The 16106-nt window shown below is 44.4% G+C and carries 14 protein-coding genes and 1 tRNA gene; 10 read left to right on the top strand and 5 right to left on the bottom strand.

Features of this window, described 5'->3' with window-relative positions; translation table 11 throughout:
* The first annotated feature begins 176 nt into the window (after positions 1-176).
* Positions 177-506 (top strand): hypothetical protein, encoded by a 330-nt coding sequence (locus JMX91_RS09985; RefSeq protein ID WP_057761113.1) that lies wholly within the window; start codon positions 177-179, stop codon positions 504-506.
* A 323-nt stretch (positions 507-829) separates the two neighbouring features.
* Positions 830-1561, top strand: coding sequence for a hypothetical protein (locus JMX91_RS09980; RefSeq protein ID WP_201548901.1), 732 nt, complete (start codon positions 830-832; stop codon positions 1559-1561).
* A gap of 105 nt (positions 1562-1666) precedes the next feature.
* Here the strand turns inward: JMX91_RS09980 and JMX91_RS09975 are convergent.
* From JMX91_RS09975 to JMX91_RS09965, 3 genes are all read right to left on the bottom strand, one after another.
* Positions 1667-1757 (bottom strand) — tRNA-Ser (locus tag JMX91_RS09975).
* 92 nt (positions 1758-1849) lie between these two features.
* Positions 1850-2998 carry a type I glyceraldehyde-3-phosphate dehydrogenase gene (locus JMX91_RS09970; RefSeq protein ID WP_227679376.1) on the bottom strand — a complete coding sequence of 383 codons (1149 nt, stop codon included), beginning with the start codon at positions 2996-2998 and terminating at the stop codon, positions 1850-1852.
* Between the two features lie 159 nt (positions 2999-3157).
* The gene (locus tag JMX91_RS09965) at positions 3158-5095 is read right to left on the bottom strand and encodes an AAA family ATPase (protein ID WP_201548900.1); all 1938 of its coding nucleotides are present in this window, start codon (positions 5093-5095) and stop codon (positions 3158-3160) included.
* Between the two features lie 326 nt (positions 5096-5421).
* On the opposite strand from JMX91_RS09965, the gene JMX91_RS09960 reads away from it, so the two are divergent.
* The 8 genes from JMX91_RS09960 to JMX91_RS09925 all read left to right on the top strand — a co-directional run bounded on the left by JMX91_RS09960 (position 5422) and on the right by JMX91_RS09925 (position 15655).
* Positions 5422-6948: an aldehyde dehydrogenase family protein gene (locus JMX91_RS09960; RefSeq protein ID WP_114700459.1), complete on the top strand. Its 1527-nt coding sequence runs from the start codon at positions 5422-5424 to the stop codon at positions 6946-6948.
* Positions 6949-7105: 157 nt separating this feature from the next.
* The gene (locus JMX91_RS09955; protein ID WP_201548899.1) at positions 7106-7432 is read left to right on the top strand and encodes a DUF779 domain-containing protein; all 327 of its coding nucleotides are present in this window, start codon (positions 7106-7108) and stop codon (positions 7430-7432) included.
* 190 nt (positions 7433-7622) lie between these two features.
* Complete coding sequence (locus tag JMX91_RS09950) at positions 7623-9251, top strand: GMC family oxidoreductase (RefSeq protein ID WP_201548898.1); 1629 nt, start codon at positions 7623-7625, stop codon at positions 9249-9251.
* Between the two features lie 459 nt (positions 9252-9710).
* On the top strand, positions 9711-11351 hold the full coding sequence (locus JMX91_RS09945) for an ABC transporter substrate-binding protein (RefSeq protein ID WP_201548897.1): 1641 nt from the start codon (positions 9711-9713) through the stop codon (positions 11349-11351).
* A 195-nt stretch (positions 11352-11546) separates the two neighbouring features.
* Complete coding sequence (locus JMX91_RS09940) at positions 11547-12563, top strand: ABC transporter permease (RefSeq protein WP_057761126.1); 1017 nt, start codon at positions 11547-11549, stop codon at positions 12561-12563.
* A 140-nt stretch (positions 12564-12703) separates the two neighbouring features.
* Positions 12704-13618, top strand: a complete 915-nt coding sequence (locus JMX91_RS09935; RefSeq protein WP_201548896.1) for an ABC transporter permease — start codon at positions 12704-12706, stop codon at positions 13616-13618.
* Position 13619: 1 nt separating this feature from the next.
* Complete coding sequence (locus JMX91_RS09930; RefSeq protein ID WP_201548895.1) at positions 13620-14687, top strand: ABC transporter ATP-binding protein; 1068 nt, start codon at positions 13620-13622, stop codon at positions 14685-14687.
* Entirely contained in the window at positions 14684-15655 is a 972-nt protein-coding gene (locus tag JMX91_RS09925) for a peptide ABC transporter ATP-binding protein (RefSeq protein WP_201548893.1), read from the top strand. The genes JMX91_RS09930 and JMX91_RS09925 overlap by 4 nt, the downstream gene beginning before the upstream one ends.
* 42 nt (positions 15656-15697) lie before the next feature.
* On the opposite strand, the gene JMX91_RS09920 is transcribed toward JMX91_RS09925, so the two are convergent.
* Positions 15698-15832 carry a topoisomerase DNA-binding C4 zinc finger domain-containing protein gene (locus JMX91_RS09920; RefSeq protein WP_227679374.1) on the bottom strand — a complete coding sequence of 45 codons (135 nt, stop codon included), beginning with the start codon at positions 15830-15832 and terminating at the stop codon, positions 15698-15700.
* Between the two features lie 68 nt (positions 15833-15900).
* The coding region (locus JMX91_RS09915; RefSeq protein WP_201548892.1) for an IS3 family transposase at positions 15901-16106 on the bottom strand (206 nt) is incomplete at its 5' end.

The raw sequence follows: 16106 nt of genomic DNA, 5'->3' as shown, positions 1-16106 counted from the left end.
TCATCATAATTTGATGGAGGTTTTTTTATTGCTGTGTCTTTTATATTTACTTCTAATAATATTAGCACGGCTGTGGTGTTCTTTTAGACATTTTTGTTGTATGGTAAGATTAGTTTTGATTGGGTTCGTTTTTGTTTGAGTGCTTCGCTCTTACTCACTAAAAGTAATGGTTTATTATGATACCTGTACGTATAAAAAATAAGTTTTCTGATCATCCGCAAAAGATCATGCGCCCGATTAGTATTCGTTTGTCTGAAGAGATGATTGGTCTATTAGAAACGACGTCATCAGACTTGGGCTTTAAGCGCATTCAAGGGCTTATCCGTCTTTATATTCGTCAGGGCTTGGATCGTGACCATCAGGATTATACGCTTGCCCATGATGAAGTATTCATCGAAACGCTACGTAAACGCGGCGTTAGCCAGCACATTATCGATGAAGCGATTGTAGTGACGCATAATAATAACATCACTCATCCGCTATCTGAGTTACAAGACAACGATTAAACAATTAATAATATCGTTGCTAATTAATAGTATCGCTGCTAAATAGTATTAAAATAAAAAAGACCAAGTTTGCTAACGCGAGCTTGGTCTTTTTTGTGGCTGCTATAAAAGTTAAAGCATTACTGATTCTTCTCTAACTCTCTTCTTGTTATGTCCTTCTTGCACCTGATTCATAGTACATATGTTTTTAAGTACTCTGCGATATTTGCAATTTTAGTTAGCCATAATTAAACACAACAGATGTTTAAACAAGGTATATTAAGAATATAGTCGCGACTATTTATAAGGTTTCAACATAATAAAGATCTGTAAGGAGGGGTACGATGACGGACTTACATCAGCTTTTAAACAAAAATTTGTTTTCAACCATGACGGTAGCAATGCTAGTGATTGCGACTGGCTGCTCATCACCGCAGACTGATCCAAGTAAAACAACCATACCGACAGATTCTGACCAATGGCAAAAAAAGCTAGGGCAAACTTTTGAGCAATTGTCTGAGTCCGATCAACAAGTACTTAGCCGATATATGCTGCGTATGAAATTGAGCGATGCTTATGAATCAGGAGCCATGCCGCGCACCACTATCAAGCAAGCGCTGATACAACAGCGTGAATACGAGCGGCTGCATCCAAATAACCCAACGGGCAAGAAAAGCCCAATTGTCAAAGGTCAGGCGGCGAACGCTACTGCACAGATGTATCCTGTCGCCCTGCTCCCTGTGAAAACCAGTGATAGCGATAGCTTAAATCAAGTCAAAATGCAGTTTATGCTATCTAATCATGGCAAAGGCGCGATAAAAAGTTTTAAAGGGACGCTGACCATGAAGGATGCCAACCTGACAAAGGGCAAAAACTTTAATGTGCCTTTGACAACGTTTGATCCACCTATCGCACCAGAACAATCCGGCAAGATCATTATTGAAAGCAGCATTGAGGATATCAATGTCATGCGCGCTATCAAAAACGCTAGTGGCATCACTATCGAGATTAATAAAGGTACGCTTACCTTAGTAGACGATCAGACAATCGAATTTGAAAACTCACTGGTGAAGTAGCTGTATAACCTACTATTGAGGATTTTATGAAAGGTACTAATTAATATTTTTATCGATACCATAAAAAAAAGCCCCAATCATTGCTGATTGGGGCTTTTTCGAATTTGGCGGAGACGGAGAGATTCGAACTCTCGAAGGGCTATTAACCCTTGTCGGTTTTCAAGACCGGTGCATTCAACCGCTCTGCCACGTCTCCATTGGTGCATCATTATATAGATATCATTTTATAATGCAAGCCCCTAAACTAAAAAAATCCAATTAATTTTCGAATACTTGTAAATTGGTGCATTATCGCTTGCTTGAGGCCAGATGTAAGCACATATCGAGCAGCCTATTGGCATAGCCCCATTCATTATCGTACCATGCAAAAACCTTATATTGACCACCCACTTGCATAAGCTGCTGACCATCAATGATAAGCGACTCAGTCTGATGGATAAAATCACTAGATACCAACGGCTCATCGGTATATGCCATGATGTCATGCAAATGCGCCTGACTGGCAGATTTAAGTACCTCTCGTACTGTCTCGACATCGACATCTGGCGTATCAAACACAAAGGTAACATCAATCGCAGCCACGTCGATAGTGGGCACTCGTATCGAATGTCCATTTATCTTGCCGACCATGCCTGGTAGCACCCGCTCTGTCGCAGCGATACTACTGGATGTCGTTGGAATGATATTATAGCCAGAAGCGCGCGCCCGTCTTGGATCTCGATGTGCTTGATCGAGCACTGTCTGATCAGCGGTAACTGCATGAATCTCTGTCATCATGGCGGACTGCACACCAAACGCCTTATCTAGCGTATCAATCAACGGTACCAATGCCTGCGTGGTACAAGAAACACTAGAAATAATCGGCAGCTCAAGCGTGAGCGCATCGGTATTCACGCCCATCACGATACAAGCATCCACATCGTCAAATGGCGCGGCACCGATAATCACTTGCTGCGCGCCAGCATCGATATGTAGCGTCGCTTGTTCATACGAGCGAAAATGCCCAGTACATTCTAAAACCACATCGACACCCAGCGCCTGCCAAGGTAAATTTTTGGGATCAGGCTCTGATAGCATATTGATGCAGTAAGTCAGATTATTTTTGGTCAGACAGAGTTCGGTCTTGCTCGTATCACCTGACTCACTTTCTACAATCTCAGCATTTACGCCTAATCGACTGAGGCGACCATGGGTGCTATCAAACTTGAGTAAATGCAGCAGTATATCCGCTGGCGCTAAGTCATTGATTGCCACCACATGAATCGCACGGCCTAACACTTCAAAGCGCTCTAGCAAAGCGCGAAGTACATTGCGCCCTATACGCCCAAAGCCATTGATAGCAACTCTCAGTGGCTGTGTATGCTCACCAGTGGTACGGAACGTCGCCGCTATCGGGTCAGAGGTCAATTGATAAGTAGCGCTCGAAAAATCAGGCATAACATTGGACATAAAGGGTATCGCTATAAATGGGGGTAGAAACTGAGCGTTATCACGTTGAGTGCGCTAATGATTGCTGAATACTAAAAAATAGTAAAATGAAAGCCTATAAAAATAAAGGTAACAAAGTTATAGGCAATAAAATTATAGGCAGCAAAACTATGGGGTGATAAAAATCAATGCGAGGCGAATGGTATTGTAGTCAATGCTTTGCTTAAGATGATCAAATATCGGACGCAATTTGATACTACCGTCATCATTGAAGTCATTTGGATTATTAGCGACTTTAATAGCGACATAAGCATTGCCAACGGCTGTCATTACCTCATCATCTGGGCGCAAATGATCGCAGGCAAGGCTTGGATCTTGTGATTTTAGGTCAGCAATATGACGCATGATGGTCGACTGTGACAATTGACGGGCTTGTGATATCTCCGCAATGGTCAAACTCTCCTCTAACAACACTCTGGTCGCAAGTAGAGTACTGTCTGACCTATCAGAGACCTGATTGCCTAATTTCTGTTTTTTATCGATTTTAGCTTGCTGTTGTTCGCGGCGCTTCTTTTGTAGGGTGGCGTAAGCATCGATTACCGACTTGCTTAATGTCCCACCTGACTTCAGCACGAATTTTTCATGTGCCTGCTGCATGCTTTCTTCATCTAGCATCGCATAGTTGGCATCCGCTTCTTCAGACAATACCAAAAACCGCTTATCTGCGCCGCGAGCCAATGGATCGAGTTGCAAGCTCATATCGTTCATACCCAACAGCTGTAGACCTGATAGCGACTTGAGGCGTGACAATGCCACATAGCCTTGTCCCAACTCAAAAGTACGCGACAAGTCGATTTCAGCCGCATCGAGGGTCATGCCTTGCGATTTATGGATGGTAATCGCCCATGCCAGACAGAGCGGCACTTGTAAGTAACTTGCCAGCACATCACCCGTTTCATCTTCGATAATCCATTCTTCAGGCTCAGCGATGACCTCTCGTCCTGAATTAAGCCGCACGACAGGCATTTTCTGAGTCGTTGGTTTCTTCGACTTTGGTTTTTCTTTGTCTTTTTTAGCAGCGGACTTCTTACCTTTTGTCGTTTTTTCGCTAGCAGCATCTTCATCAACGTCATCACTGCTATCGTCTTCGATTAACGCGTCATTACTGTCTTTATCGTCTATTTTGACAGCAGCAAACCCTACCAACTCGCCCATCGTCCCGTTAGAGACACCAAGCTCAGCATTATTTTTGATAAACATAACCTTGGCGCCGACTTTGAGAATCAGCTCGTCTTGGGTACGTACGGTCTTTTTTAGCGTCTCAACCAGCTTACTATCGCCTGTCGCCGTCGCCTCAAAACGCATCATCTCGCCATCTAGAGACGCCAGTTCTTTGTCATTGATTTTATTAACATTGAGATTGTGGGTATACAGACGGGTGCGCTTGATATCGACGCTTTGGTCATAAGTCGCTTCTAAAGCGGCAATCGCCTCAAAGGTTACTTCCTGACGACGAATTTGGTTAAGAATATCGTCTAAATCGAGACCGCCATTGGCTGCATCGCTGACTTGACGATGCTGCTCAGACAGGTAGCAAATATGAAACTTGGCATCGAGCCACGCCTCAGACATAAAGGCGAACTTTTCACGATTCGTTTCACCTTTACTACCAATCGGCGGTAACTGAAAAAAGTCTCCTGCAACCACCACCTGAATACCGCCAAACGCTTTGTCATTTTTGCGAATATGCTTGAGCACTTGGCTGACCAAGTTAAGCTGCTTGGCATGTAGCATTGATATCTCGTCAATGACCAAGACCGCTGTATCTTTCAATCTGTCTGCTAAGAACTGTTTGCGTGATAAGGCGGACAAATCCCGATCAGTTAGCTCATCTTTGATACCGATGCCTGACCAGCTATGAATCGTCGTACCATTCATGTGCGTGGCAGCAATACCCGTACTGGCTGTCACCGCAACAGGGACGCGGCGGGCGCGTAAATAATCGATGTATTGATTGAGAGTATAAGTCTTACCTGAACCTGCTGAGCCGGTCAAAAAGACGTTTTGACCTGTTTTTAGGATATCAAGAGCAGAAGATTGACGCATAGATCCAAACCAACCAATATTATGAAGAAGAAATAGTACAAAAAGAAAGCCGCCATGACTAACTTAATAACCATAGCAAGCCAAAGTAGATGCTCACAATTATAACAGCTGCATACCGTTTGCGAACCATTTTAACCGACTCATATCACATAACTTAAAGTTATACGATACAAAATATATCATTATAAAAAGTCATTATCGTTCTGCTAAAAAGCTCAGTACGATAGGATGATAACTTGGTTAGGAAGACCAAGAATGTATTTTTAAATGGTCATACGTAAGTAACCATATTTTAAATAACCATAATACACAACAAGGAGTGGTTAATGTTATACGCTTATCCCAATACTGAAAACAGTCCCGTCCAATTCCGCGAAAAATACGATAACTTTATTAATGGTGAGTGGACTCCTCCTGTCGATGGCGAGTATTTTGACAACCCAAGTCCTATCGATGGTAAAACCATTTGCCAAGTCGCCCGTTCAAAAGAAGCAGATATCGAAAAAGCCCTAGATGCCGCGCATGCTGCCAAAGACGCTTGGGGCAAAACCAGCGTCGCTGAACGTGCCAATTTATTATTAAAAATCGCAGATAGCATGGAAGCCAATCTAGAAGCGATCGCTATTGCTGAATGCTACGAAAACGGCAAGCCTGTACGCGAAACCTTAATGGCAGATATTCCACTAGCCATCGATCAATTCCGTTATTTCGCCAGTGCCATCCGCGCACAAGAAGGCGGTATCAGTCAAATTGATGAAGACACCGTTGCTTATCATTTCCATGAGCCGCTAGGCGTTGTCGGGCAGATTATCCCATGGAACTTCCCTATTCTAATGGCAGTATGGAAAATCGCCCCGGCTCTAGCCGCGGGTAACTGTATCGTTATGAAGCCTGCTGAGCAAACGCCTGCCTCTATACTATATATGTTAGAAGCGATCGGTATCGCTGACATCTTGCCTAAGGGCGTGTTAAACATTGTCAATGGCTTCGGTGTCGAAGCTGGTAAACCACTTGCCTCAAACCCTCGTATCAACAAAGTTGCTTTCACTGGTGAGACCACAACGGGTCGCCTCATCATGCAGTACGCCAGCGAAAACATCATTCCAGTGACGCTAGAGCTTGGCGGCAAAAGTCCAAATATCTTCTTTGCCGATGTCATGGACGAAGACGATGACTTCTTGGACAAAGCGGTCGAAGGCCTAGTCATGTTTGCCTTAAACCAAGGTGAGGTCTGTACTTGTCCGTCACGTGCGCTCGTACACGAAAGCATCTATGACGAATTTATCAAACGCTGTATCGCTCGTGTCGAAGCCATCAAAATGGGCAATCCACTAGATACTGAGACTATGATTGGCGCGCAAGCCAGCTCAGATCAGTTAGAAAAGATTTTATCTTATCTTGATATCGGTAAAAAAGAAGGCGCAAAAGTCCTAGTCGGTGGCGATCAAGCCAAACACGATGGCGACCTAGCAGACGGCTATTATGTTAAGCCAACTATCTTTGAAGGCACCAATGACATGCGCGTGTTCCAAGAAGAAATCTTTGGACCTGTGCTCGCTGTCACCACCTTTAAAGACGACGAAGAAGCCATGCAAATTGCCAATGACACCCTATATGGTCTAGGCGCTGGCGTTTGGACACGTAGTGTACATAAAGCCTATCGTTTCGGACGTGGTATCCAAGCGGGCCGCGTATGGACCAACTGCTATCATCTATATCCATCACACGCTGCATTCGGTGGCTATAAACAATCAGGTATCGGCCGCGAAAACCATTTGATGATGCTCGATCATTATCAGCAAACCAAAAACATGCTGGTTTCGTACAGCCCTAAAAAAATGGGTTTCTTCTAATCTAACCTGTGAACGCATGACAGTACTTAGAAAACAAATGCAATCTGTCGCAAGATAGGTTGCATTTTCACTTTAGGAGGTCGTAAAAAGCCATATTTTGAATAATAGCTTTTCAGAATAGTATAGTTTTTCGACACTGATAGCATAGGAGCTGAGTATGAAAATTACGGCAACAGAGTCTTGTAAGGCACTCATTGAGCTATTGAAATCAAAGCATGGCGATTTAATGTTTCATCAATCAGGCGGCTGCTGTGATGGTAGCTCGCCCATGTGCTATCCATTAGGAGAGTTCAAGGTAGGCGGTCAGGATGTGCTGGTTGGTGAGATTGCTGGCTGTCCATTCTATATGGGTAAGGCACAGTACAATTTATGGCAGCATACCGATCTCACCATTGATGTCGTCAATGGTCGCGGTGCGAGTTTTTCGTTAGAAATACCTGAAGGCAAACGCTTTATCGTACGCTCAGAAATCTGTTCGATATAAGCTTGTTCAGTGCAAAATTAAGTAGCATTAATTTTATATAACATACCGAATATAACAGTCTTCGCTTGTCCTAAGATATTGACGCAAATAGATACCGCAGAGTCATTTTTATTTTATTATTTCAGCAGAATAATAGTTACTGTAAAGCGTACCCTATTTTAATTAGCATGGATGCTATAAGGAATATAAAATGGAATTTGACACAACATTTGACTATGTTATCGTCGGTGGTGGATCAGCAGGTTGCGTGCTCGCTAGCCGTCTCACTGAAAACCCAGATATCAGTGTCTGTTTATTAGAGTACGGCGGTGATGGCAAAGATCTAGCAGTACGCGTGCCTGCTGGACTGATTCTGATGGTTCCTGGTAAACCGCTTAAATTGAACAATTGGTGCTTTCATACTACTCCGCAAGAGCACCTTAACAACCGTAAAGGTTTTCAGCCGCGTGGACAATGTCTGGGCGGCTCATCAGCTATCAATGCCATGATCTATACGCGCGGTAGTAAGCTAGATTATGAGCGCTGGGTAGAGCAAGGCTGTACTGGCTGGGGATTCGACGATGTACTTCCCTACTTTATCAAAGCTGAAAACAACGTTCGTGGTAGCGATGATCTACATGGTGATAGCGGGCCGCTGCATGTTAGCGACCTACTCAGTCCACGAGACATCTCCAAAGCATTCGTAGAAGCTGCGATTGCCAATGGCCTAGATCATAACACCGACTTTAATAGCGAAAAGCAAGACGGTACAGGATTGTATCAAGTCACTCATTTCCATGGCGAAAAACAAGGCCAACGCTGTTCTGCTGCGGCCGCCTATCTGCATCCTGTCCAAAACCGCTCCAACCTGACGGTTATCACTCATGCGCAGGCTAACCGCGTCATTATCGAAGACAATCAAGCGACAGGCGTCGTCTACGAAAAAGACGGTGTCGAACATACTGTCACGGCGCGTCATGAAGTCCTGTTATCAGGTGGCGCATTTGGTTCACCCAAAGTTCTGATGCTCTCAGGTATTGGTCCTGCAGAGCATTTGCAGTCTCATGGTATCGATGTGGTGGTAGATGCACCTGAAGTCGGTGGTAATTTGCAGGATCATTTAGACGTCGTCTTTGATTATGAGGTCAATACTACTGATGTCATCGGTATTGGCATGGCATCGATTTCGACATTAACCAAAAGTATTCGGCAATGGAGAAAAGACGGTACAGGGCTGCTGTCTACCAACTATGCAGAGGCAGGTGCGTTCTTTAGCGTCGGTGACGATCCAAAGGAGTGGCCAAATACCCAGCTGCACTTTGTCATCTCGCGCGTGATAGAGCATGGCCGTGATCTCAGACGCGGCTTCGCTGTCTCTTGTCACAGTTGCTACTTACGGCCTGAAAGTCGAGGTACTGTTAGGTTGGACTCAGCCGACCCTTCTGATGCTGTCTTGATCGATCCAAACTATCTGTCGCATCCAAAAGATGTAGAGTATATGGTAGCTGGTGCCGAGCGTACTCGAGCCATCATGCAAGAGTCCGCACTCGCTAAATACATTACTGAAGACTACCCTGCCCCTTACCTCGAAAAAGACGGCATGCTCGGCTATATCCGTAATAAGTCAGATACCATCTATCACCCAGTAGGCACTTGCCGCATGGGCTCAGATGACAGTTCTGTGGTTGATTTGGAATTGAAGGTACGAGGTGTGAGCGGACTACGAGTCATCGATGCATCAGTGATGCCAACGCTTATTAGCGCCAATACCAATGCGCCAACTATTATGATTGCCGAAAAAATAGCCGATCTCATTAAAGCGAATCATAGCCCTGTTTAATGCTGCATTGGACAAACGGCTTATAGTTGGCTACTTCAAAGAGACATAACTTTATTATTTCTAATTGTTAACAATGAGTAAAATTGTAACTAGTTAGCGATTTAAAAGCGTGTCTCTTTGCTACTTAGAGTAAATAAACATAAAGCCATAGAATTTAGTATTTAATATCTTATTAATGCTAAATACGGCAAAATCGTGCAGTTTTTATCAAAATTAGTCTATTTATCGCTTGCATTATCACAGATTAAAAGAGTATATTCGAACGACTTATTTATATTTTTAGTTTATATCCATATAATTTAAAGTTATAACAAGCTTTAATATGTTTTATTTTGTATATATAAAATACTGCATAGATAGATACTTTAGAGGTCACTAAACGCTTTCTCATCGTATTCATGATCGAGAACGAACATATGGATACATGAGTACCTACCTACCATTACATAGGATGTAATAATGCAAAAATCACTCTTCAAACTTACGATGCTGGCGACGTTTGTCTTAGGTATCAGCGCCTGTAGTGGAGACAACAAAACTACGGATGATTCTGCTGCTAGCTCAGATGCCAAAGCCGCCAAAACATTGCTCTATTGCTCAGAAGGTAGCCCTGCTGGATTCGATCCAGCGCAATATACTTCAGGTACGGATTTTGATGCGAGTGCCTTCCCTATTTATAATGGCTTGGTAGAATTCAAAAGAGCGGAAACTGAGATTCAACCAGGACTTGCGGAGAGTTGGGATATTAGCGAAGACGGCAAGACTTATACCTTTAATCTACGCAAAGGGGTTAAGTTCGGTACAACTGATTACTTTACTCCGACTCGCGATTTCAACGCGGATGACATTGTCTTTACGCTAGAACGTATCACTGACCCAGACTTTGAATTTAATAAAGCTTATCCTGCTGAATTCCCATATTCAGTCGGCATGGGACTACCTGATATTATCTCTAATATCGAAAAGGTTGACGACTATACGGTAAAAATTACCCTTAGCGAAACCAATGCGCCGTTCCTACAGAACCTAGCGATGCCTTTTGCTTATATTGGTTCTGCTGAGTACGCAGATCAATTGCTAGCCTCTGGCAACGCTGCTGATATCAATACTAAGCCAGTCGGTACTGGACCTTTCGTCTTTACTTCTTATCAAAAAGACGCGCAAATTCGTTATACCAAAAACCCAGACTATTGGAATAAAGACGACATTTATATCGACAACCTAGTGTTTGTCATCACTAAAGACTCGGCAGTTCGTGCACAGAAAGTGCAAGCTGGGGAATGTCACGTATCCGCTTATCCAAAACCTGCCGAAATCGAATCTGTCAAAAAATCAGGTAAAGCCACTGTTCTCGATCAGCCTGGCTTCAACGTTGGCTATGTCGGTTACAACGTAGAAAAACCTCAACTGAGCGATCTTAAAGTGCGTCAAGCATTAGATATGGCGATCAACAAAGACGCTATTATCAATGCGGTTTATCAGAGCGAAGGCCTCAAGGCAACCAACCCAATGCCGCCAACGCAGTGGGGCTATGACGAGTCACTTAAAGACGCGCCTTACGATGTTGAGAAAGCAAAAGCACTGATCAAAGAAGCTGGCGCGGATAACCTTTCTATCAATCTATGGTATATGCCAGTTCAGCGTCCGTACAACCCAAATGCCAAGCTAATGGCTGAAATGCTACAAGCAGATTGGGCGAAGATTGGCGTCGATACCAAGCTTGTGACTTATGAGTGGGGCGAGTACCTAAAGCGCGCTGCTAAAGGTGAACCTGATGTCATTCTAGCCGGCTGGACTGGCGACAATGGTGATCCAGACAACTGGCTTGGTTCGTTATTGTCTTGTGACGCTGTCGGTGGTAACAACTACTCGCGCTGGTGTAATAAAGACTTCGATAATTTGGTGACCAATGCCCGTCAGATTAACAATCAAGATGAGCGTGTCAGTGAATATGAACAAGCTCAGCAGATATTCAAAGAGCAGCTTCCTTGGACGACGATGGCGCATTCGGTAGTAACCGTATTCACCGCACCAAACGTGGTCGATTATAAAATTAGCCCACTTGGCTCAATACGCTTCGATGGTGTAAAAGTTGAATAACCTTGACTGATTAATTCCGTTACGACATTCGCGATTTATTCATTTTATTCATCCATATAAGTGCGGCTGGGTCAGATACTCTGCTCCAGCCGCACTTATATGAATGATATGAACAATATGAATTAAGCGCTTTGTCACGGACCTCTTCATCATCGCTAATACTCTAATCATTGAACCACAACTATTGAGCAGCCCATGCTACTTTATATTCTGCGTCGTATTGCCATTTTAATACCCGTCTATCTTGGCCTAACGCTATCGACTTTTACTCTGATTCGTCTCGTACCTGGAGATGCGGTCGAGATTATGATGGGCGAGCGTATGGTCGATCCCGAGCTACATGCTCGTGCGTTAGAAAGGCTAGGATTAGACAAACCGCTCGTTGCCCAGTATTGGGATTATTTGACTGGTATCCTAACGGGTGATTTCGGTCAGTCCTTTCGTACTCGTACGCCTGTACTACAAGACTTCTTTGCTCACTTTGTTCCGACTTTAGAGTTAGCGTTATGCGCTATTGTTATCGCTAGTGTCATTGGTGTTAGCTTAGGCATCTTTGCTGCCTTGCGCCGTGGTACATGGATTGATTACACCCTAATGTCAGGCGCGTTGGCAGGCTACTCTATGCCCATCTATTTATTGGGCCCTATCCTGACTGGTATCTTCGCTCACTATTTAGGCCTCTTGCCCGTCGCTGGTGTGATATCTGTCGCACAGTTTTTAGATGTGCAGCCATTGTATGGCTCATGGTTACTTGGCTCACTAAGCTCAGGAGAACCTGGTGCGTTTTGGAACGTGGTCAAACACTTTATATTGCCATCTATTGCTCTATCGACCATTCCGTTAGCGATGATTGCACGGATGACACGCTCTGCGATGCTAGAGGTATTGGATGAGGATTATGTGCGTACAGCGCGAGCCAAAGGTTTATCTCCACGCCGAGTGATACTAGTCCACGTAATGCGTAATGCCTTGATTACTGTGGTTACCGTCGTTGGCTTGCAGATGGCAACATTGCTCGCAGGTGCCATTATTACCGAGACCATCTTTAGCTGGCCAGGCGTTGGTAATTGGCTACTCGATGGGTTTTTCACTCGTGACTACCCTATTGTACAAAATGGTATTTTATTGGTCGCCACCGCTCTGATTTTGGTTAGTTTATTTATTGATATTTTGTATGGTCTGATTAATCCACGTATCCGCCATACTTCTTAATCTAACATTGATAAATACTCACATTATAAATAGTGATGATTAGCACTTGCATGGTTATAAAGGTTTTTGGCAAATTTCTAATGATTATTAGGAAGGAAGCCCAAACGAATCCAATGCGCTAGCCACTATAGGAAATGCTCATGAAGCCTTCTGCTCTCCCCTCTGATGTCAATCTGATGGCAGCCACACCGCCGTCATCTTGGCAGCTATTTTTATCGACGTTCTGCCGAAACAAAGGCGCCGTGATTGGTTTTATCGTACTGGCATTAATGGTTCTAGTTGCTATACTCGCGCCTGCTATTGCGCCTCACGATCCTTATGAGCTGTTCACCGGTCAAGAGCAATTGCCACCTGCTTTTTTAGATGGTGGTAATGCGATGTTTTGGCTAGGTACTGATGATGCGGGCCGAGATACATTGTCTCGAGTGATGTATGGCGCACGTTATTCGTTATTTATCGGTCTAAGCGCAACGACTTTGGCGATGTTGGTTGGTATTTCTTTAGGATTAAGTGCTGCGTTTTGGCCAAAGGTCTGGGGCAAAGCGGTCATGCTAGTCAATGATATTTTGATGTCATATCCGAGCTTGCTATTGGCGATTATCATTGCCGCTATCTTAGGGCCATCTATGACCAATACGATTATTACGATCGCACTGGTCTGTACACCGCCATTTATTCGTCTGACTCGTGCCACAGCAATGGTAGAGCTACAACGTGAGTACTTTATTGCTTCACAAGTGATGGGTGCTGGCGTGCTCAGATTGTTGTTTATCACCATTTTGCCCAACTGTATGGCACCGCTTATCGTACAGGCAACGATGATTTTCTCGTCTGCTATTTTAGAAGCAGGTGCGATTGGTTTCCTAGGCTTTGGCGTACAGCCACCAGATGCCGAATGGGGCGCGATGCTAGGTACGGCGCGTCAATATATTCAAAGTAATGTTTGGCTAGCCATCTGGCCGGGTGTCGCTATCTTCTTAGCTGCACTATCGATCAACCTGACTGGTGATGGCTTACGCGATGCGCTAGATCCTAAATTAAAGCAGGTGACCTAAGATGACTGAACCATTAATGAACACACCTATCACTCATACGTCTATGAATGGTGCATCAACAAAAGACTCACCATTGCTGCTAGATATTGAGAACCTGTCTGTCACTTTCGGACAAGGAGTGCGTGCCTTTCGCGCAGTCGATGATGTATCGTTGAAGATTACCCAAGGTGAGGTCATCGCTGTCGTGGGTGAATCTGGCTCAGGTAAATCGGTCACGATGATGGCATTGATGGGACTGTTACCACCTTCCGCGACCGTACGCGCACAACGAGTGGTCTTTGACAATAAAGACATGCTTAGTATGTCAGCCAAAGAGAGACGCGGTATCATTGGTAAAGACATCTCTATGATTTTTCAAAATGCGATGTCTTGCCTAAATCCAAGCTTTACGGTTGAGATGCAGCTAGGTGAAGTGCTACGCAAGCATCTTGGTTTGCGAGGCGCAGCAGTACAAACACGCATCTTAGAACTGCTAGAGTTGGTCGAGATGCCCGATGCCAAAAATCGACTCAAGGTATATCCGCATCAACTATCAGGTGGTATGAGTCAACGGGTTATGATTGCGATGGCGATTGCTTGTGAGCCAAAACTACTTATCGCAGATGAGCCAACCACCGCGCTCGATGTCACAGTACAGGCGCAAATTATGGACTTGCTGAGCCGATTGCAACGCGAAAAACAAATGGCCATGGTATTAATCACCCACGATTTAGGTCTGGTTGCACAAAACTCGCGTGATGTCGCGGTTATGTATGCGGGACAAGTGGTCGAAACCAGTACCGTGCCAGAAATTTTCCAAAACCCTGCCCACCCTTATACGGAAGCATTGCTACAAGCCATCCCTGAATTAGCCATCGGTCAAGATAGATTAAATAGCTTACCAGGGGTCGTGCCAAGTCAATATGACAGGCCAACTGGTTGCTTGTTGTCTCCTCGTTGCCCGTATAAGGAGCCTGCTTGCGAAGTACCGCCACCTATTTTAGATACGCCCAATGGTAAGGTGCGTTGTATTGATTCTAATATTACTTCTCGCCCATCTCACGCTGCTATCTTGGAGTCACAAGTATGAGTAACAAAGTGGTCCTAAAAGCAGACAATCTACACAAGCACTACCCAGTATCACAAGGTCTGGGCAAAGCAAAGGCCTACGTGAAAGCGCTCAATGGTGTCTCTTTCGAGCTTGAAGCTGGCAAGACATTGGCCGTCGTTGGTGAGTCAGGCTGTGGTAAATCTACCCTTGCCCGACAGTTGACGCTGATCGAAGCGCCTACACATGGTGAGCTATTTATCAACAATGAAGGCACTACAGGCTATAGCAGAAAAGCGTTAAAAGAGTTGCGTACTGAAATTCAAATGGTCTTTCAAAACCCTTATGGTAGCTTAAATCCGCGCCATACTATTGGCTATCAATTGACAGAGCCATTGGATATCCATACCAAACTGTCCAAAGAAGAAAAACGTGACAAAATTAACGAGATGATGAGACATGTGGGTCTACGACCCGAACACGCTGGTCGTTATCCGCATATGTTTTCGGGTGGTCAGCGTCAACGTATTGCCCTCGCACGCGCCATGATGCTCAACCCTAAAATCGTCGTCGCTGATGAGCCGACTTCCGCGCTCGATGTATCGATTCAGGCGCAAGTCTTAAACTTATTTATGGATTTGCAGGATGAGTATCGCACCGCTTACGTCTTTATCTCGCATAACTTGTCAGTCGTGCGCCACGTCGCTGATGATGTGATGGTGATGTATCTAGGTCAAGCTGTTGAGCACGGCCCCAAAGAAGCGATTTATAATGAACCAAAACATCCGTATACCATCGCGTTATTGGCTGCTGCTCCAACGGTAAATGGCCATAAAAATGATTTAACCCTACAAGGTGAGCTACCAAGTCCACTAAATCCACCAAGTGGCTGCGCCCTACACAAACGCTGCCCATATGCCAAACAGCAATGCAGCGAAGTAGAGCCGCAACTGCGCGAATGGGACGGTCGATTGGTTGCTTGTTTACGTTTAGAAGAGATATATGGTTAAGGTGACTAAAGTTAGGATGGCTAAGGTTAAAATGGCTAACGACTAATCAATATTCACTACACCGCGACACTTAGGAAATTTGCTACAACCAAAAAAGGTCTGACCTTGATTCAGGCCTTTTTTTGCTACTCTCTTAATCATCTCACCGTTACACCTTGGACAGGTTGGCGTTTGAATTAAATCAGCTGTATGGTCTATCTGACCTATGCTGTCAAATCTGTAGACATTGACTTGGGAGATTTTAGTTACGCAGCCTGACGATAAAAGTCAAACCATACCTGTCTTGGCGTTTTATAGCCTAAACCCTTTTGGATTCTAGTCTGGTTGTACTCAAGCTCAATATATTTAGTGATATCACTGATGGCTTCAAACCTTGTTTTATAGTCTTCGTGATACACCAACTCATTCTTTAATATGCCCCAGAAGCTTTCTATGGGCGCATTATCAAAGC

This window comes from Psychrobacter sp. Pi2-1 (genome assembly GCF_904846645.1).
Classification (GTDB): Bacteria; Pseudomonadota; Gammaproteobacteria; order Pseudomonadales; family Moraxellaceae; genus Psychrobacter.
This window is presented reverse-complemented; position numbering and strand designations above follow the sequence as displayed.

Bases quoted from the DNA above. Each gene is read 5' to 3' on its own strand.
- JMX91_RS09985 (WP_057761113.1), top strand. From the start codon at position 177: ATGATACCTGTACGTATAAAAAATAAGTTTTCTGATCATCCGCAAAAG.
- JMX91_RS09980 (WP_201548901.1), top strand. From the start codon at position 830: ATGACGGACTTACATCAGCTTTTAAACAAAAATTTGTTTTCAACCATG.
- JMX91_RS09970 (WP_227679376.1), bottom strand. From the start codon at position 2,998: ATGCCTGATTTTTCGAGCGCTACTTATCAATTGACCTCTGACCCGATA.
- JMX91_RS09965 (WP_201548900.1), bottom strand. From the start codon at position 5,095: ATGCGTCAATCTTCTGCTCTTGATATCCTAAAAACAGGTCAAAACGTC.
- JMX91_RS09960 (WP_114700459.1), top strand. From the start codon at position 5,422: ATGTTATACGCTTATCCCAATACTGAAAACAGTCCCGTCCAATTCCGC.
- JMX91_RS09955 (WP_201548899.1), top strand. From the start codon at position 7,106: ATGAAAATTACGGCAACAGAGTCTTGTAAGGCACTCATTGAGCTATTG.
- JMX91_RS09950 (WP_201548898.1), top strand. From the start codon at position 7,623: ATGGAATTTGACACAACATTTGACTATGTTATCGTCGGTGGTGGATCA.
- JMX91_RS09945 (WP_201548897.1), top strand. From the start codon at position 9,711: ATGCAAAAATCACTCTTCAAACTTACGATGCTGGCGACGTTTGTCTTA.
- JMX91_RS09940 (WP_057761126.1), top strand. From the start codon at position 11,547: ATGCTACTTTATATTCTGCGTCGTATTGCCATTTTAATACCCGTCTAT.
- JMX91_RS09935 (WP_201548896.1), top strand. From the start codon at position 12,704: ATGAAGCCTTCTGCTCTCCCCTCTGATGTCAATCTGATGGCAGCCACA.
- JMX91_RS09930 (WP_201548895.1), top strand. From the start codon at position 13,620: ATGACTGAACCATTAATGAACACACCTATCACTCATACGTCTATGAAT.
- JMX91_RS09925 (WP_201548893.1), top strand. From the start codon at position 14,684: ATGAGTAACAAAGTGGTCCTAAAAGCAGACAATCTACACAAGCACTAC.